The organism is Micromonospora sp. DH13, from assembly GCF_020873825.1.
Classification (GTDB): Bacteria; Actinomycetota; Actinomycetes; order Mycobacteriales; family Micromonosporaceae; genus Micromonospora; species Micromonospora haikouensis.
This window is the reverse complement of sequence record NZ_JAHWGR010000017.1, coordinates 65,762-83,047: the sequence shown is the minus strand read 5'-3', so window position 1 is coordinate 83,047 and position 17,286 is coordinate 65,762. Positions and strand designations below refer to the sequence as shown.

Here is a 17,286-nt window from a genome sequence, read left to right as displayed (position 1 = left end):
GGCGGAGAAGGTGTCGGCACCCGGCGAGCGGAAACCACGCCGTGTCACGCGACGTCGGCCGGGCCAAGCCAGACCAAGCCAAGCCAAGCCAGGCCAGGCCAGGCACGCTGCCGCAGCCAGCCAGCCAGCCCGCGTCACGGCGCTGGGGCTACCTCCGGGGCCACGCCGGGGGCGGGGCTGATCGGCAGCAGCACGCGGAACACCGTCCGGCCGGGCTCGCTCGTCACCCGGATGTCCCCGTGGTGCTTGTTGACCACGATCCGGTACGAGATGTCCAGCCCGAGCCCCGTCCCCTCGCCGACCGGTTTCGTGGTGAAGAACGGCTCGAAGATGCGCGGGCGCACCGCCGCCGGGATGCCGGGGCCGGTGTCGGCCACCTCGACGGTCAGCTGGTCGTCGACCCGGCCGGTGCGGACGGTCAGCGTGCCCTCGTCGCCCATCGCGCCGAGCGCGTTGTCGATCAGGTTGGTCCACACCTGGTTCAGCTCGGCCGCGTACGCGGGGATCGGGGGCAGCGCCGGGGCGTACTCCCGGACCAGGCGGACCCCCGGCGGGAGCTTGCCCTTGAACATCACCAGCGTCGCGTCGAGCAGCTCGTGCACGTCCACCACCTGGTAGGGCGCCCGGTCGAGCTGAGAATACTGTTTGGCCGCGCCGACCAGCTTGGAGACCCGGGTGGCCGCGTCGGCGATCTCCCGCATGAGCAGCTCGGTGTCCACGGTGTAGGTCAGCCACCGCACCGCCGGCTCCAGGTCGTCGGCACCGAGCTCCGCGCGGACCCGGTCCAGCCAGGCGACGTCCAGCCCGCCGGCGACCAGCGTCGGGGCCAGCTCCCACCCGGCGGCGATCCCCTGGTCGTCCAGCCAGTCGGTCAGCTCGTCCTCGGCGTCGCTGGTGGCCAGGGGCGACAGCGCACACGCCTTCGCCGCCCGCTCGACCGCCTCCTCCTGCAACGCCACGAGGGCGTGCAGCCGCCGCCCGTCGAGCCGGCCGTCGGCGATCATCGCCAGCTTGTGCCGCATGCCGGCGACCCGGTCCCGCAGGGCGGACGCGGCCCGCACCGCCGCGCTCGCCGGGTTGTTCAGCTCGTGGGTCAGCCCCGCCGACAGGGCGCCCAGGGCCACCAGCCGCTCCCGCTCCCCGACGACCGTCTGGGTGTCCCGCATCCCGATGAACAGCCCCTCCAGCAGGTGCATCGCCATCGGGAACCAGGATCGCACCGCGTGGGCGAACGTCTCGGCGGGCAGCACGAAGAACTCCGCGTCGGTGACCGACCACATCCCGTTGCGGTAGATCTGCTGGTCGTCGAGGTAGGCCTGGGTGGCCCCGCCGTACACCCCGCGCTGCGCCGTGCGGAGGATCTCCACCTCCTCGCCGTGGATCGTCCGGCACAGCCGCACCTCGCCGGCGAGCAGCACGAAGAAGCAGGTCGCCGGCTCGCCCTCGGCGTAGACGGCCTCCCCGGCCGTGCGGTGCTCGACCCGGCCGTGCTCGGCCAGCCAGGCGACCTGCCGGTCGTCGAGCGACTCGAACAGGAACAGCGTCCGCACCTCGGCGGGGGTCAGGCCGCTCACTGCGCCTCCAGATAGCGGTGCACCAGCGACACGGCCATCGCGCCCTCGCCGACGGCGGAGGCGACCCGCTTGACCGAGGCCGCGCGCACGTCGCCGGCCGCGAACACGCCGGGCAGGCTGGACTCCAGGTGGTAGGGGTCGCGGGGCAGCGACCAGCCGGGCGGCCGGCTGCCACCGGCCACCAGGTCCGGCCCGGTGACCACGTATCCCCGCTCGTCGCGGACCACGACGCCCTCCAACCATTCGGTACGCGGCTCCGCGCCGATGAACACGAACAGCCACGACGCGTCGACGTCGCGCCGCTCGCCGGTGCGGGTGTCGCGCAGGGTCAGCCGTTGCAGGTGCTCCTCCCCCGCGCCGGCCACCACCTCGGTGTGGGGGTGCACGGTGATGCGGTCGATGCGGTCGAGCTGGTCGATCAGGTAGCTCGACATCGACGCCGTGAGGTCCGCGCCTCGGATCAGCACGTGCACCCGGGCGGCGTACCGGGAGAAGTAGACGGCCCCCTGGCCCGCCGAGTTCGCCCCGCCGACGATGTAGACGTCCTGGTCGACGCAGCTCGGCGCCTCGGTGGCGGCCGAGCCGTAGAACACGCCCCGGCCGGTGAGCTCGGCCAGGCCGGGGGCGTCGAGCATCCGGTACGACACGCCGGTCGCCAGCACCACCGCGTGCGCGGCGATGGTGGACCCGTCGTCGAAGCGCAGCAGCCGCGCCGAACCGGCCTCTGCCAGGCCGACGACCTCCCGGGTGCTCAGCAGCTCCGCGCCGAACTTCAGCGCCTGCCGGCGGGCCCGGTCGGTGAGCTGCGCCCCGGACACGCCGTCGGGGAAGCCGAGGTAGTTCTCGATCCGGCTGCTCTGCCCGGCCTGCCCGCCGGTGGCCCGCCGCTCCACCAGCACCGTGCGCAGCCCCTCCGACGCCCCGTAGACGGCAGCGCCGAGCCCGGCCGGCCCGCCGCCGACGACCACCAGGTCGTAGAAGTCCGCCGCCGGGACGACGTTGAGGCCGACGAGGCCGGCCAGCTCCGTCTCCGTGGGCGCCACCAGGGCCTTGCCGTCGGCGGTGACGACCAGCGGCACGTCGGCGGCGCTCGCCCCGGCCGCCGCGAGCAGCCGGCCGCCCTCGGGCTCGTCGGCCAGCAACCAGCGGTACGGCACCAGGTTGCGGGCCAGGAAGTCGCGCACCGCGAAGGACGGGGCGGACCAGCGGTGCCCGACCACCCGGATCTCCGTGGTGGCGGCCTCCGGGCTGGCCGTCCACGCCTCCAGCAGCGCGTCGACGACCGGGTAGAGCTTCTCCTCCGGCGGGTGCCACGGCTTGAGCAGGTAGTGGTCGAGGTCGACCAGGTTGATGGCGTCGATCGCCGCGCCGGTGTCCGCGTACGCGGTGAGCAGCACCCGGCGCGCGGCGGGGAAGAGGTCCATCGCGGCCTCGAGGAACTCGATGCCGTTCATCTCGGGCATCCGGTAGTCGGCGACCAGCACCGCCACCTGCTCGCCGCGCAGCTTGATCTCGCGCAGCGTGTCGAGGGCCTCCGGGCCGGAGCCGGCGCGCACCACCCGGTACCGGTCGCCGTAGCGGCGGCGGAAGTCGCGGGCGACCGCGCGGGAGACCGCCGGGTCGTCGTCGATCGAGAGGATCACCGGGTGCGCCATCGGACCATCAAACCACCCCGGCGTTACGGCTCCGCTGCCCACGGCCCCTGCGTCAGGCCGGCGGGGCCACGGGCGGCGCGGCGGCCCGCCACCTGTCGAGCGTGGCGAGCAGCTCGGCGTAGGGCCCGGCGGCGAGGGCGGTGCCGCCGTCGCGCAGGGTGACCGGCCCGGGCCGACGCGGGCGCACCGGGGTACGCAGCTCGGTGCCGTCGCTCAGCGCGATCCAGAGCCGGTCGGCGACCAGCCAGTCGGGCCCGGTACGGAAGCCGTCCACCTGCTCCCACGGGACCGTCCGCGTCGCCCACAGCCACCGCACCCGCACCCCGGCGGGGCTGACCACCAGCGCGGTGCGGTGCAGCCGCCACGCGATGGTGAGCCACACCGAGAAGAACGCGGCGACCGGCACCACCTGGATCGGGGCGATCCGCTCCCAGTGCGTGGCGACCTGCAGCCCGGCGAAGAGGCACAGCATCGTGCCGGCCGAGGCGATCGCCCCGCTGAACCACCGCATCGGGTCCGCGTACGGCCGCGTCCACGTCCTCACAGGACCATCCTGGCAGCCGGGGTCGAGCCGCACCGACGTCGGACGTCCCCGTGGCAGGGTCAGGCGGGCGGGCCGGCGTGCGCCACCTCGGCCTCGGTCGACGGCGGTGCCTCCACCGGGGCGGCCCGGCGGCCGTGGGTGGCGGTGACGGTGACCGCCGCGGCGACGGCGACGCCGAGGGCGATCCACAGCACCGGGTTGGTGCGCAGCCCGTCGGGCAGCTGCTGGGCCAGGACGAACACGCCCATCACCACCACGAACCACCCGAACGCCCGGCGCAGCACCGCCTCGGGGACGCGCCCGGCGAGCCGGCCTCCGGCGAGGCTGCCGACCACGGCGGCGGCGGTGACGGCGGCGGCCAGCCCCCAGTCGATGCTGACGGTGGAGAGGTAGCCGGCCAGGCCGGCGAAGGACTTCATGGCGATGACCACCAGCGAGGTGCCGACGGCGACCGGCATCGGCAGGCCGCCGAGCAGCGCCAGCGCGGGCACCACCAGGAAGCCGCCACCCGCCCCGACCAGGCCGGTGACCAGCCCGACCACGACCCCGTCGAGGATCACCCGCGGCACGGGAAGCTCGTGCGGCACGGGCCGGTCCCCGGCGTCGCGCCGCCCCCGGATCATGGCGACCGCCGTGGCGAGCATCATCAGGGCGAACCCGGTGAGCAGGACGGCGGCCGGGACGTACGCGGCGAGGCGGCCTCCGGCGTACGCGCCGGTCATGCCGGCGAGGCCGAAGACGAGGCCGGTGCGCCAGCGCACCCGGTGCGCGCGGGCGTGCGGCAGGACGCCGACGGCGCTGGTGGCGCCGACGACGAGCAGCGAGGTGGCGATCGCCTCCTTCGCCGGCAGGTCGGCGACGTAGACGAGCAGCGGCACGGCGAGGATGGAGCCGCCGCCGCCGAGCAGGCCGAGGCTGACGCCGATGAGGACGGCGAGGCCGACGGTCAGGGCCAGGCTGCCGGTCACGACCGCCGCCCGGCGGTCGAGCCCTCGCGGAGCTGGCCGACGATGGTGTCGAGGTCGCAGCTCGCGCCCCGGTTGTAGGGCAGCCTGCCCAGCAGCATGCCCATCGCGCAGGTGTTGGTGAGGGCGGCGACGGTGAGGCCCGCGCCGATGGCGGCGGCGACCCACTTGAGGCCGGGGACGAGCACCGATCCCAGGACGGCGACCAGGACGATCGAGCCGGCGACGAGGCGGACCTGCCGTTCCAGGTCCCAGCGCGGGACGCCCTGCCGGACGGGCGCGTGCGCGGCCTGCCAGGCCAGCATCCCGCCGTCGAGGACCTTGAGGTGGGGCAGCCCGACCCCGGCGAGGGTCTGCCCGGCCTGGGTGGCGCGCGCGCCGGAGCGGCAGATCAGCACGACGTCCTCGTCGAGGTGGTTGCGCAGCTCCTCGCGGTGCTCGCGCAGCAGGTCGAGCGGGACGTTGTAGGCGCCGGGGATGTGCGCGGTCTCGAACTCGGCGGGGGTACGCACGTCGAGCAGGCGGGGCGCGCGGCCGGAGTCGATCAGCTCGCGGAGGCCGGCGGCGTCGAGCGTGGCCGGGCGGGTGTTCTCGGAAGTGCTCATGTCTCCTCGTTCCTGTTGTCGGTCCCGGTCGGTCGGGTCTGGGCCCGCTCGAACCGGTCGTCGATGACGACGACCTCCCGGCCGGCGTTGGCCAGCAGGGACGCGGCGGCGGTGGCGCGGTAGCCGGAGCCGCAGTGCACCCAGACGGTGCCGGCGGGCACGTCGGCGAGGCGGTTCGGCAGGTCGGGCAGGGGGATGTGCACCGCGCCGTCGAGGTGGCCGGCGGTCCACTCGTTGGTCATCCGGACGTCGAGCACGACGTCCGGCGCGGGCAGGCCGGCCGGCGGGTGCCCGGCGCGGGCGGCGGCGAGCGCGGGGAAGTCGGCCGTGGGCAGCTGCCGTAGCTGCTCCGGCCGGGCCGCCCACCGTTCGGGCGCGCCCGTGGCCTGGGCGGCGGGCCGGTCGATGCCGATGCGCGCCAGTTCCCGCTGGGCGTCGGCGACCTGCTCGGGGGTCTCGGCGAGCAGGGTGAGCGGGGCGCCCCAGTCGATCAGCCAGCCGAGCCAGGTGGACATCGGCCCGTCGAGGCCGAGGGCGACCGTGCCGGCGAGGTGCGACGCGGCGTACGCCTTGCGGTGGCGCAGGTCGACCACCCACTGCCCGGCGGCGAGCCGGTGGCTCAGCTCGGCGGCGTCGGCGCGGGCCGCCGGGGTGAGGTCGACCGGCGCGGGTCCGGCGGCGTTGGCCACGCCCATGTGGGCGTAGTAGGCGGGGTAGGCGTCCAGCCCGGCGAGGGTCTCGGTGACGAAGTCGGCGGCGGCGAGCCGCAGCACGGGGTTGACCCGCCGTTCCCGGCCGATGGTGGAGTCCGGCGCGTCGGCCTGGCTGGCCGAGCAGAAGCTGCCGAAGCCGTGGGTGGGCCACACCTGCGTCCCGTCGGGGAGCAGGTCGGCCAGCCGTCGGGCCGAGGCGTGCTGGCGGTGGGCGAGGTCGTGGGCGTGCCGCTGCCCGAGCAGGTCGGTGCGTCCGGTGGTGCCGAACAGCAGGGAGCCGCCGGTGAAGACGCCGACGGGCCGCCACCGGCCGGCGGCGGCTTCGTCGAGGACGTACGACAGGTGGTGGAAGGTGTGGCCCGGCGTGGCCACGGCCCGCAGCCGCAGGGTGTCGGAGATGGCGACGGTGTCGCCGTCGGTGACCGGGTCCCGGTCGAACCGGACGTCGTCGGCGGCGGCGACCAGGTATCGCGCGCCGGTCAGGCGGGCCAGTTCCAGGCCACCGGAGACGTAGTCGTTGTGCAGGTGGGTCTCGACCACGTGGGTGATCCGTGTCCCCTTCGTGCCGGCGAGGTACAGGATGCGGTCGACGTCGCGCTGCGGGTCGACCACGACGGCCACCCGGCCGTCGGAGGCCAGGTAGCTGCGGTCGCCCAGCGACGAGGTCGCGACAACGGACACGTCGAGCGTCATTGCGTACTCCCTCCACAAATACCCCGGGGGGTATGCTGTCGGCGGACTGCGCCCGAAGCCGGGCGCACCATGGTCTACCCGCGCCCGCCGTCGCCATGCGGGCCGCGCGCCACCGGGTCGAACATACCCCCGGGGGTACGCGATCCGCCAGCGGCCCACCCGGAAAGGGACGGGACCTTCGACCCGGAGTATACCCCTGGGGGTATGCGCTACAGTCGGTGTACCGCCGACCATCACCGCAGAGGAGACCGGCCCATGTTGTTCACGCAGTACTACCTCGACTGCCTGTCCCAGGCGTCCTACCTCGTCGCCGACGAGAGCACCGGCCGGGCCGTGCTGGTCGACCCCCGCCGCGACATCGGCGAATACCTCGCCGACGCGCGGGCGCACGGGCTGACCATCGAGGGAGTGATCAACACGCACTTCCACGCCGACTTCCTCGCCGGCCACCTGGAGGTCGCCGCCGCGACGGGCGCGTGGATCGGCTACGGCCGGCGCGCCGAGACCGAGTACCCGATCCGCAAGCTCGCCGACGGCGAGCGGATCAGCCTCGGTGACGTCACCCTGGAAATCATGGAGACCCCGGGCCACACCCCGGAGTCGATCAGCGTCCTGGTCTACGAGCACGCCGCCGACCCGGTGCCGCACGGCGTCCTCACCGGCGACGCGCTGTTCATCGGCGACGTCGGCCGCCCCGACCTGCTCGCGTCCCTCGGCGTCACCGCAGAGGAGCTGGGCGCGATGCTCTACGACAGCGTGCAGCGCAAGTTGATGGGCCTCCCCGACGAGGTGCGGGTCTTCCCCGCCCACGGGGCGGGCTCCGCCTGCGGCAAGAACCTCTCCACCGAGCGGCAGTCCACCATCGGCGAGCAGCGCCGCACCAACTACGCCTGCGCGCCGATGAGCCAGGAGCAGTTCCTCGCCCTGGTCACCGGGGGCCAGCCGGCCGCGCCGGGCTACTTCGCGTTCGACGCCGTGCTCAACCGGCGGGCGCACGAGCTGTTCGACTCCCGCGCCACGGCCCGCCCGCTCACCGCCGCCGAGTTCGCCGGGGCCCGCGCCGACGGCGCGGTCGTCGTCGACGCCCGCGACCCGCAGGAGTTCGCCGCCGGGCACGTCGCCGGGGCGATCAACATCCCGGCCGACGGCCGGTTCGCCGAGACCGCCGGCAGCGTGGTGGCGCCCGACCGCGCGGTGCTCGTCGTGGCGCCGGAGGGCCGCGAGGAGGAGATCGTCGTACGGCTCGCCCGGATCGGCTTCGACCGGGTCCTCGGCCACCTGCGCGACGCGGGGGCGACCCTGGCCGAGCTGGCGTCCGAGACGAGCCGGGCCAGCCGGGTCACGGCGACGGAGCTGCGCGCCGCGCTCGACCGCGCCGAGCCGCCGGTCGTGCTCGACGTCCGCAACGGCGGGGAGCGGGAGCAGGGGGCCATCGCGGGTTCGCTGCACATCCCGCTGGCCGAGCTGACCCGTCGCCTCGACGAGGTGCCCGCCGACCGGCCCGTGGTCGTGCACTGCGCCGGGGGTTACCGCTCCTCGGTCGCGGCGAGCCTGCTGCGCAGCGCCGGCCGGCGGGACGTCTCCGACCTGCTCGGCGGCTACGGCGCCTGGCAGACCGCGTACGCGCAGGTCTGACCGCCGGCGGGAGCGGCCACGGGCCGGGCCGCCCCCGACGTGGGATCGGGGGAGGCCCGGCCGTCGGTTAGGCCGTCGCGGTGCAGCTCAGCGTCGGGGTGCTGGCCGCCCCCGACCCGGTGAAGCCGAAGCTGGCCTTCCCCCCGGCCGCCAGCGTGCCGTTGTAGCTGGCGTTGCGGGCGGTCACGGTCGACCCGCTGGTGGTGACCGTGGCACTCCAGGAGGAGGCGATCTGCTGCCCGCCGGACCACGTCCAGGTGACCGTCCAGCCCCGGATCGGGCTGCTGCCGGCGGTCACCTCGACCTCGCCCTGGAAGCCGCCGGACCACTGCCCGGTGGACTTGTAGACGGCCGAGCAACCGGCGGAGGCCGGCGGCGTGGTCGCGGGCGGGGTCGTCGCGGGCGGGGTGGTGGGCGGAGCCGTGGTCGGCGTGGTGGTCGGCGGCGGGGTGGTCGGCGGGGTCGTCGTGCCGCCGAAGTTCACGTCGCTGCACAGGTAGTAGGACTGGTCCGAGTGGCTGGCCTGCCAGATCGTGTAGACGATGTGCCGTCCGGTGCGCCCCGGCGCGTTCGCCGGGACCTGGATCGACACGCCCTGGCTCTCCTTGGTCGGCCACTGCGACGCCGGGGTGTTGCCGATCTGGCCGACCAGCTCCAGGTCACTCCACGCCAGCGGCTTGGTCAGGGCGTTGAAGCCCTGCTTGGTGACGTACACCCGGATGTAGTCGGCACCGTGGCTGGCCTGGTCCCACAGCTTGACCTTGAAGCTGTTGGAGACGTTGGTGGTCTTCCACGTGCCGAGCGCGTCGAGGGAGTTGTAGCGGCCGTCGCCGGTGTGGCCGGCGCTGCACAGCTGGCCGTCGGGGATGGCGGCCTGGTGGTTGCCGGCGACGCCCTCGCGGTACAGGCCGTTCCAGTTCCACATGGCCGACGCGTTGTACTGCCAGGCCTGCCAGCACATCGGGTCCTCGGTGGCCATGGCCGGGTTCTGGAAGTCGCTGCCCCAGCGGGCCCAGCAGCCGTAGTTGCGGGACGCCGGGTCGACGGTGGAGCCGTGGGCGGCGGCCGGGTTGGCCAGCGCGGTGGTCAGCAGCAGCGCGGCGGCCGCGCCGACGGCGAGCAGCCACGCCACGAGGGGGATGCGACGTGATCGGACGAGATGGGACACGGAGCCCTCCAGGGAAAGGTCGGACGACGACACCCGGACGGTCGGGAGTTGCCCGCTCCCGCGCCTGCTTGCGTGGCTCCCGCTGCGGCTCTGCCTGGCAGACTCCCACATGCATCGAAACTAGTCAATCTTGACCAGTTCGGGTCGCTGCGGCGCGGGGCACGGACGCCCCGCGCCGCAGCGGCCCGGTCACCGGCGGGCGCGGGCGCGGACGGTCAGCTGGTGGTGCAGGTGATGCTGGCCGGCGGGTTGTTGGTGCCGTTCCAGGTCGCGGTGAAGCCGAACGTGGTGGACGCCCCCGCGGCGAGCGCGCCGTTGTAGGCAACGTTGGAGACCGTCACGTTCGACCCGCTCTGGGTGTGGCTGCCGTTCCAGATCTGGTTGATCACCTGGCCGTTGGGGAAGCTCCAGGACACCTTCCAGCCGTTGATCGGTGCCGCCCCGGCAGTGACGGTGACGTCGGCCTGGAAGCCACCGGACCAGGAGTTGGTGACGGTGTACTTCGCGGTGGCCTGGCCGGCCGGCGGCGGGGTGGTGGTGCCGGTCGGCGTCGGGGTCGGCGCCACGGTCGGCGACGCGGTGGGGGTGGGGGTCGCGCCGACGAAGGTCAGCTTCACCACGTACGCGAGGGCGCTGTACGGCGCGCTCGCCGACGGCATGGTGATGTGCAGGCCGCCCCCGTCCTGGGTGGGCCGGGGCAGGTTGATGTACGTGCCGGCGGTGGAGCCGAGCAGCTGCACGCCGGTCAGGTTGCCCAGGTTGACCCGGCTGGAGGTCATCGTGGTGATGGTCAGGGTGCTGCCCGGCCAGCCCATGACGGTGGCGTACAGGACGGTGTTGTTCTTGTTGCGGGTGAACCGGATGTCCTTGTTGGTGCCCGCGCGCGGCGTGACGAACGACCCGCCGCCCATCTGGGTGGGGCCCTCGCCGAAGACGGACCAGGCCCGGGTGCCGTAGATGGACTCGCCGAACCGCTTGAGGTGGTCGCCGATGCCCCGCAGGATCGTCTGCTGCCCGGACGGGATGACGCCGTCGGCCGTCGGGGCGACGTTGAGCACCATCGTGCCGTTCTTGCTGACCCGGTCGATCAGCGCGTGCAGCAGCGCGGTGGTCGAGTAGTAGCCGATCCCCTGGGTGTAGCACCAGCTGCTGCTGGAGACGCTGTCGTCGGTCAGCCAGTACGGGGTCTGGATGCCCGCCGGGCCGCCGCGCTCGAAGTCGTAGACCTCGCCGCGGTTGTTGAACCCGTCCTTGTAGGTGACCACCACGTCCTTGTTCCACGCGACGGCCTTGTTGTAGTAGTACGCCAGGAAGTCGAGCCGGCGCGCCTCGTCGATGCGGCCCAGATAGAGGTCCTGCCAGATCAGGTCGGGCTGGTAGCCGTCGATGACCTCCCGCAGCTTGTCGGTCCACAGCTGCTGCTCGGTGGCGTTGTCGAGCTGCCCGTACAGCTTGCGCAGGGTGGTGCTGGACTGCTGCGGCACGTACTGGTAGTAGCCGCCGAAGTTCCACTGGTGGTGCAGCGAGACGAACAGCTTGAGGCCCTTGGCGCGGATGGCGTCGGCGTGCAGCCGCAGCAGGTCCAGCTTCGGGCCGGTCGCCACGGAGTTCCACTCGTTGACCCTGCTGTTCCACATCGAGTAGCCGTCGTGGTGCTCGGCGACCGGGCCGGCGAACTTCGCCCCGGCGTCGACGAACAGCTGCGCCCACTCGTTGGGGTCCCAGTTGCCGCCGGCGGACTTGAGCTTCGGCGCGAACTGCACCCAGTTGCCCGCCTTGTCGCGGGCCCCGTTGATGAAGTTGTGGTACGGCCACGCGGACGGGTCGCCGAACACGCTCTTGTGGTGGTTGTTCTCGTACGAACCGTTGTTGTACATGTTGCGCGGGTACCACTCGTTGCCGAACGCGGGGACGGCGAACGCGCCCCAGTGGTAGTAGATGCCGAACTTGCCGTCCTGGAACCACTCGGCGGCCGGCGGGTGCTGGTCGACCGACGCCCAGGTCGGCGTGTAGCTCTGCGGCCCGGCGGTGGCCAGGGCATTGCGGACGCCGAGCAGGCCGGTGGCGGCGGCGACGCCGGTGGCGCCGCTCGCGATGAGCAGGCCGCGACGGGTCAGTCGATGGGATGACGAGGACATGAGGGATCTCCTGGAGGGACGGGGGTGGGGTGGCATGGGGGGAAACCGGGTCACCGGTAGCCGGCGGCGGTGATGTTGGCCTGGACGGCGTTCTCGGTGGCGTCGGACGGGTAGCCGGAGGTCATCACGCCCTCGTAGAAGGTGCCGCGCGCCCCGTGGCTGTTGTCGCCGCCGATGCCGAGGATGATCGCGCCCTCCTTCTTCATCGGGTTGTAGCCCGGGACGTTGGGCCGCACGCCGTTGTAGAAGGTCGACAGGCCACCGGACTGGGCGTTGCCGCCCCGGATGGCCCAGTGGTTCGGCTCACCCTTGACGATGGCGGTCAGGTAGCGGTGGCTGATGCTGGGGTCGTTGGCGTTGTACTTCTGGTTCACCCCGGAGAAGAGGCCGTTCTCCAGGTCGGCCATGATCCACGGGCCGTTGCCGGCGCCGTAGCCCCAGACCTTGTTGTTGCCGAAGTAGATGGCCTCCATGGTGCCGTTGCCGTTGTCGCGGCTGTTGGTCTCGGCGTTGCCGTAGTCGAAGCAGCAGCCGCCGTTGTAGTGCGTGCCGTCGAGGATGGCGTACATGCCCTCGGGCTGGTCACCCTTGGCGATGCCGTTGGTGCTGTTGTTGCGGTATCCGGTGCCGGGGGCGACGTAGACGCCGTACGCCTTGTGCCCGCCGACCGTGGTCGGCGCGAGGGTGGCGTCGGCGAGGTTGTCGTAGCCGCCCGGGGCGGGGCCGGAGAACCCACCGGGCGGGGCCTGGGTGAGCTTGTTACCGCGACCGGACTGGTCGTAGATGATGGTGATCAGGCAGGTGGTGCCGGCGCAGAAGGAGTCCTGCGCGGCGGCGTTGGCTACCCCGCCGGGCGCGAGCGGGCCGATGTCGCGGGTGGTGTTGTCCGACCCGCGCCGCACCTGGTAGAGCGGCCCGTTGTACGCGCCGTACAGCGCCCGGGTGGTGCTGTGCGCGGCCACGCACGGCGTGCCGCCCGCCGCGTAGATGTCACAGGGCTGCTGCGTCGACGGCGGCGGGGTGGTCGGCGGTGGAGTGGTCGGCGGCGGGGTCGTCGACGTCGGCGGGGTCGTCGGCGTCACGCCCCCGGTGCAGGTCGTGCCGTTGAGCGCGAACGAGGCGGGCACGGGGTTGCTGCCGTTGGACGCGCCGTTGAAGCCGAACGAGGTGCTGCCCCCGGTCGGGATGCTGCCGTTGTAGGACACGTTGGTGACGGTCACCTGCGCACCGGACTGGGTGTAGGAGCCGTTCCAGAGCTGGGTGATGGTCTGCCCGGCCCCGAAGCTCCACGTCAGCCGCCAGCTGCTGACCGGGTCGCCCAGGTCTGTGATGGTCACGTTCGCGCCGAAGCCGCCCGGCCACTCCGAGCTGACCGCGTAGGTGACCTGGCAGCCGGCTGCGGCGGCGGTCGCCAACCGCGTGCCGACCAGGCCGCCGCCGACCAGGACCAGCGTCGCGAGGGCCGCGACCAGCCCCGGCAGGCGACGCCATGCTTTGCCACGTTTCATGGAGCCCTCCAGATGCAAACAGAGATGCAGGGATCGGGCCCGGACGGGGTGGGCCCGTGCGCCGCCTGTCGGGACCCGGACTCCGAGGGCGGTAGGTGACCGGCGCAGCGCGGCCCGGAGGGGGACTCGCCGCCCGGTGCCGGCGTGGCCGGCGGCCCGGACGCCGGGGGCCGCTGACCAGCCGGATTCGCGGCAGCGGACGTGACCCGCGCCGCTGCACCGAGAGAAAGTTAACGTTCACATCGGATGATGTCAATGGTCTCGTCGACCGACGCCGCCCGCACCGAGCCACCCACGGTCAATCGACGGTCGGCCGTCCCACCAGGGGCGGACGGCGCGGCGGGGCCACGGGGCGGGTGAGCGATCTGCAAGAACCGACTCTTGCCGTGTGAACGTTAACACCATATGTTTCGATGTGGGCGAAGGGCACGCCCCGCCGAGACCTGGTAGTGCTCCGGCGGATGGGACCACGCCGCACGTGTCGCCCGGCAGCAGCGGGCTAATCCGTTCGGCGTGGTCCCAGGCCGCCTCGGCGACCGGATCGCCGGTCGCTCCCGGCCTGGTGACGCCGAGCGGCGCGGCGGTGGATCAGGGCGATGCACAGCGTGATCACGAGGCCGACGTCGGTGCCACGAACCGCCACGTGGAAGAGCGCGCTGCGGACCGGGTCCGGCTGGGCGACGCCGTACCGGAATCCGAGGGCGGCACCCGCGAGGACGCCGACCGAGACCAGGGCGGCGGCGAGCGGGCGGCTCGGCACGAGCCGTTCGGCCGCCGGTCGCTGCGGATCGCCGACCTCGGTGGCCGTCCGCCACCGACGCGCCGCCCACCAGCAGATCGCCGCCGCCCCGATGAGGCTGCTGGCGTACTGGGCCCACTCGTGGGCGGGAAGCGCCCCGATCCGCTCGTCCAACGCGGGGACCAGCCGGGTGCCCCACCCGCCGCCGTGCGTGAAGCCGTCCCACAGAACGTGCGTGAGCGCGCCGACTCCCAGCGCGGCGACCACCCGGCCGGGTCCCGCCGCCTGGGCCGGGCGGACCCGGCGGCCGACGGCCGACGGCGCGTACGCCACGACGAGCGGTCGCAACAGCGCGATCCAGACGACGTACCCCACGAGACCGGCCAGCACGTCGACGGTGACGACGCCGACGAGGTGGTGACTCAGCCGCGTGGTGTACGGCATCGGCGCGTACAGGGGAAGATCGGGTGCCATGCTGCCGATGGCGAGCGCGGACAGGGGCATCGCCGACCGGGCGAACGGCAGGACAGCGGCCGGGTGAGAACCGGTGAAGGGCATCCGGCGGTCACCCGGTCACGTGGGTCGACCGGAAGCCGCGCCGGTGGAGCCGCGGTCGTGGAGGGGACAGCCGCACCGGACGGCGGGTTCACCCTCCGCCGTCGGGCGTCGCGACATCCGGCGCACCGCGATCGGCACCACGACGGGGATCCGGGTCAGCAACTTCAACAGGCCGTTGCGGCGCAGCTCGCCGAAGAAGGCGGTCCCGAGGATGCGGAACCCGACGGCGAGGATCTTGTCCGGACGTCGGCGGCGGATGCCCAGCACCAGAAGGTATCCGAGACAGAGCAGCTCCCCGCGCCAGAAGGCGACGCGTCGCGCCATCCGCAGCGCCTCCACGGCGAGGAGCTCCGCCTCGCGCATGTCGCCGTCGGCAGCCCGCAGCATCGCGAACCCGAGCTCCACCTGCAGCCGGGCCGAGCTGACGTTCGAGCCGGTCAAGGCCAGCCGCCGCGCCTCGTCCAGGTGGTCCCTCGCCAGCTTCCGGGTGCCGGCCGCGATGAGCGGCTCGGCGATCCTGAGCTGGATGAACGCGTCCGCTTCGACCTCCTCCGGGCAGCGGTCCTGGAACTGCTTGCCCAACAGGTAGAGGTCGATCGCGGTCTGGAACTGCCGGTCGACCTCGGCGATCCGCGCGAGATAGTGGTACGCGGTGGCGACCCACCGCGCGATCGCCAGGTCGTCCGCGTGTTCCCGGTACGCACACGCCTCGGTGAGCACCTCGCGGGCCCGGTCGATGTCCCGGAACGAGGTGAACCGGGCCATCCCCTCATACACCAACGACGCGCACCGGAACGTCCGCTCGTAGCGTTCGGCGGGCATCGCGGTGCGCAGTCGCGCCACCGTGCTGATCGCGTCGTCGTAGCGGCTCACCTCGATCTGGTAGGCCGCGAGCGCGACGATCGCCGTCGCCCAGGCGTCCGAGCCGGTCGGCGACACGTCGATCGCAGTCAGGATCGCGTCGAGCCGCTCGGCGCTGTCGGTCTCGCGCAGCGCGAGGAAGGCCGCCTTGGCCAGGCAGAGCCCCGCGATGTCACCGCCGTTCTCCCGCTGCACGGCGATGGCCCGCTCCAGCCCGTCGGCGACCTGCCGGTCGTTGGCCGGCTCGCCGAGGTTGGCGGCGAGGCGGCCGAACTCCGTGAAGTAGGCGGCGAGCGTGTCCGCGTCGACGAGGGCGGGCCGAGCGGCCAACTCGTTGACGTTGAACACGTAGTCGGTGAAGTCCCGCTGGAGCTGCGAGGCCCTCCGCTGCCGCACCTTCCGGGTCAAACCCTGGATGTTGGCCGTCCACCGCTCGCGACTGTTGGCGCGGGCGTCGATCCTCGCCCGCCACTGCGCGGCGTCGAACCCGGGGGCGCTCACGAGGCCGATCCACAGGGCCCCCGCTGCGCACAGTAGAACTCCCGCAGCAGCGAATGGACCGTGAACCGTTCGTTGTTCCTCAGCGACTTCACCAGCGCGAGCCGGCACGCCATCGCCCGGGCGCGGAGGAATGCCTCCCGGTCCCCGATCTGGCTCAGCTCGAAGAAGTCCTCGGACGCGATGCTGCTGCCGGCCGGCCGGAAGCAGAAGACCGCCATGAGGTTGGCGACGGTGTCGGCAGCCTGTTCGCGGGCGCTCTCCTCCGGCAGGCCCGGATCGCGGAGCTTCTGTTCCAGCACGTTGAGCGAGTTTACGTAGCAGTACGTCCACACCGCCCTGCCCAGGTTGCCGCTGACGTCGCGCAGCCGGCCGATGACGTCGCGGATGGGCAACCGCTCGACCCTGGCCTGGTTGATGATGATCTGAATCAACAGTGGCGTGCGCTCGGCTGCCCGGACCACGTCGTCGAGGTCGCTCTTGCGCGGGTCGAGCAGGCTGTCGTCGGCCACCAGATAGCGCGCGTAGGCCGAGGCGGCTGCGTGGTCGGGCCCGTCCCAGGTCAGCTCGCGCAGGCGGCCGACGCCGGTGCCCGCCACCGCCTCCCGGGTGGTGATGACGACCTTGTGCGGGTCGAGGATGCCCGAACCGGCGAGGTACCGGACCGCGACCTCGGCCTCCCTGGTTTCGAGGTGTCCACGACGATCAGGCACGGCTCGGCGGGCATGGCCTGCGGAAGCTGCTGTTCGATGAGCGTGTCGTTGAAGTCCGAGCCCGGCGCGAGTTGCTGGGCCAGCTCGACCAGCAGGGCATGCCAGTCGACGTTCTCGCGCTCGGCGTCACGCTCCAGATGGCCGACCCGGTCGATGTGGCTGAACTTCGCCGAAACGCTCGCGACGCGGCGGAAGCCGGCTTCCTCCGCGTGCCGCCTGATCAGCTCGTACGCGAGCGCGGTCTTTCCCACGCCGGCGCCGCCGAAGATGGAAATGATCGAAGCGCCGCCCGGGTTGCGCAGGCTCTCGCCGAGCCTGTCGATCGCCTCGTCGACGCCGAAGAGTCTCTCGTGGTCGACGTTGGTGACGTCGCGGAGCCGGGCGAGGTCGGCGGCCAGCGGAGCCACCCCGGACGGCGGTGCGGGGGGCGGCGGCTCGGCGGGCTCCACCACGAGGGGTCGCTGCCGCTGTTGCCGGACCGCCTGCACCAGGCTTGCGACGGTGACCAGAGTGCCGACCCCGGTGAGAGCGAACGATCCGACGCTGGCGAGCTGGTCGGCGGCCCCCAGCCCGACGGTGCCGACCCCGATCGCGCAGAGACCCAGCAGCGTCACCGTGACCCCGGCGGCGAACACCTGCCACCACTTCGGCTTCACGTCGTCCATATTCGCACGGATCGTTGCCCTGGGCGTGGCGACAACCGGCGGGCATCGACGGCG

General features: G+C 73.0%; 14 protein-coding genes. 1 reads left to right on the top strand and 13 read right to left on the bottom strand.

Features of this window, described 5'->3' with window-relative positions:
• Positions 1-134: 134 nt before the first annotated feature.
• The 6 genes from LPA42_RS18180 to LPA42_RS18155 are packed head-to-tail and all read right to left on the bottom strand — an operon-like array spanning position 135 to position 6,749.
• Positions 135-1,574, bottom strand: a complete 1,440-nt coding sequence (locus tag LPA42_RS18180; RefSeq protein WP_198956502.1) for an ATP-binding protein — start codon at positions 1,572-1,574, stop codon at positions 135-137.
• Positions 1,571-3,229 (bottom strand): FAD-dependent oxidoreductase, encoded by a 1,659-nt coding sequence (locus LPA42_RS18175; RefSeq protein WP_077936985.1) that lies wholly within the window; start codon positions 3,227-3,229, stop codon positions 1,571-1,573. Before LPA42_RS18175 ends, LPA42_RS18180 begins: the two co-directional genes overlap by 4 nt.
• Positions 3,230-3,281: 52 nt before the next feature.
• Complete coding sequence (locus tag LPA42_RS18170; RefSeq protein WP_228986705.1) at positions 3,282-3,773, bottom strand: PH domain-containing protein; 492 nt, start codon at positions 3,771-3,773, stop codon at positions 3,282-3,284.
• 59 nt (positions 3,774-3,832) lie between these two features.
• Complete coding sequence (locus LPA42_RS18165; RefSeq protein WP_077936983.1) at positions 3,833-4,741, bottom strand: sulfite exporter TauE/SafE family protein; 909 nt, start codon at positions 4,739-4,741, stop codon at positions 3,833-3,835.
• Entirely contained in the window at positions 4,738-5,343 is a 606-nt protein-coding gene (locus LPA42_RS18160; RefSeq protein ID WP_077936982.1) for a rhodanese-like domain-containing protein, read from the bottom strand. The genes LPA42_RS18165 and LPA42_RS18160 overlap by 4 nt, the downstream gene beginning before the upstream one ends.
• Positions 5,340-6,749, bottom strand: coding sequence for an MBL fold metallo-hydrolase (locus LPA42_RS18155; RefSeq protein ID WP_077936981.1), 1,410 nt, complete (start codon positions 6,747-6,749; stop codon positions 5,340-5,342). The genes LPA42_RS18160 and LPA42_RS18155 overlap by 4 nt, the downstream gene beginning before the upstream one ends.
• A gap of 255 nt (positions 6,750-7,004) precedes the next feature.
• Here LPA42_RS18155 and LPA42_RS18150 point away from each other — a divergent pair, with 255 nt between their 5' ends.
• Positions 7,005-8,384 carry a rhodanese-like domain-containing protein gene (locus LPA42_RS18150; protein WP_077936980.1) on the top strand — a complete coding sequence of 460 codons (1,380 nt, stop codon included), beginning with the start codon at positions 7,005-7,007 and terminating at the stop codon, positions 8,382-8,384.
• Positions 8,385-8,451: 67 nt separating this feature from the next.
• Here the strand turns inward: LPA42_RS18150 and LPA42_RS18145 are convergent, their stop codons facing one another.
• The 7 genes from LPA42_RS18145 to LPA42_RS18115 form a co-directional block, all read right to left on the bottom strand.
• Entirely contained in the window at positions 8,452-9,552 is a 1,101-nt protein-coding gene (locus LPA42_RS18145) for a lytic polysaccharide monooxygenase (protein ID WP_228986704.1), read from the bottom strand.
• A gap of 215 nt (positions 9,553-9,767) precedes the next feature.
• Complete coding sequence (locus LPA42_RS18140; RefSeq protein ID WP_077936976.1) at positions 9,768-11,690, bottom strand: alpha-L-fucosidase; 1,923 nt, start codon at positions 11,688-11,690, stop codon at positions 9,768-9,770.
• Between the two features lie 50 nt (positions 11,691-11,740).
• Positions 11,741-13,198, bottom strand: a complete 1,458-nt coding sequence (locus LPA42_RS18135) for an arabinofuranosidase catalytic domain-containing protein (protein WP_077936975.1) — start codon at positions 13,196-13,198, stop codon at positions 11,741-11,743.
• A 499-nt stretch (positions 13,199-13,697) separates the two neighbouring features.
• Entirely contained in the window at positions 13,698-14,495 is a 798-nt protein-coding gene (locus LPA42_RS18130; protein WP_077936974.1) for a DUF4184 family protein, read from the bottom strand.
• A gap of 15 nt (positions 14,496-14,510) precedes the next feature.
• Positions 14,511-15,857, bottom strand: coding sequence for a hypothetical protein (locus tag LPA42_RS18125; protein ID WP_077936973.1), 1,347 nt, complete (start codon positions 15,855-15,857; stop codon positions 14,511-14,513).
• Positions 15,854-16,453: a hypothetical protein gene (locus LPA42_RS18120; RefSeq protein ID WP_077936972.1), complete on the bottom strand. Its 600-nt coding sequence runs from the start codon at positions 16,451-16,453 to the stop codon at positions 15,854-15,856. Before LPA42_RS18120 ends, LPA42_RS18125 begins: the two co-directional genes overlap by 4 nt.
• The gene (locus tag LPA42_RS18115) at positions 16,417-17,232 is read right to left on the bottom strand and encodes an ATP-binding protein (protein WP_077936971.1); all 816 of its coding nucleotides are present in this window, start codon (positions 17,230-17,232) and stop codon (positions 16,417-16,419) included. The genes LPA42_RS18120 and LPA42_RS18115 overlap by 37 nt, the downstream gene beginning before the upstream one ends.
• Positions 17,233-17,286 lie beyond the last annotated feature (54 nt).

Excerpts from the sequence above, each read along its gene's own strand:
- LPA42_RS18135 (WP_077936975.1), bottom strand. The coding sequence starts at position 13,198 with ATGAAACGTGGCAAAGCATGGCGTCGCCTGCCGGGGCTGGTCGCGGCC.
- LPA42_RS18175 (WP_077936985.1), bottom strand. The coding sequence starts at position 3,229 with ATGGCGCACCCGGTGATCCTCTCGATCGACGACGACCCGGCGGTCTCC.
- LPA42_RS18130 (WP_077936974.1), bottom strand. The coding sequence starts at position 14,495 with ATGCCCTTCACCGGTTCTCACCCGGCCGCTGTCCTGCCGTTCGCCCGG.
- LPA42_RS18155 (WP_077936981.1), bottom strand. The coding sequence starts at position 6,749 with ATGACGCTCGACGTGTCCGTTGTCGCGACCTCGTCGCTGGGCGACCGC.
- LPA42_RS18150 (WP_077936980.1), top strand. The coding sequence starts at position 7,005 with ATGTTGTTCACGCAGTACTACCTCGACTGCCTGTCCCAGGCGTCCTAC.
- LPA42_RS18140 (WP_077936976.1), bottom strand. The coding sequence starts at position 11,690 with ATGTCCTCGTCATCCCATCGACTGACCCGTCGCGGCCTGCTCATCGCG.
- LPA42_RS18115 (WP_077936971.1), bottom strand. The coding sequence starts at position 17,232 with ATGGACGACGTGAAGCCGAAGTGGTGGCAGGTGTTCGCCGCCGGGGTC.
- LPA42_RS18160 (WP_077936982.1), bottom strand. The coding sequence starts at position 5,343 with ATGAGCACTTCCGAGAACACCCGCCCGGCCACGCTCGACGCCGCCGGC.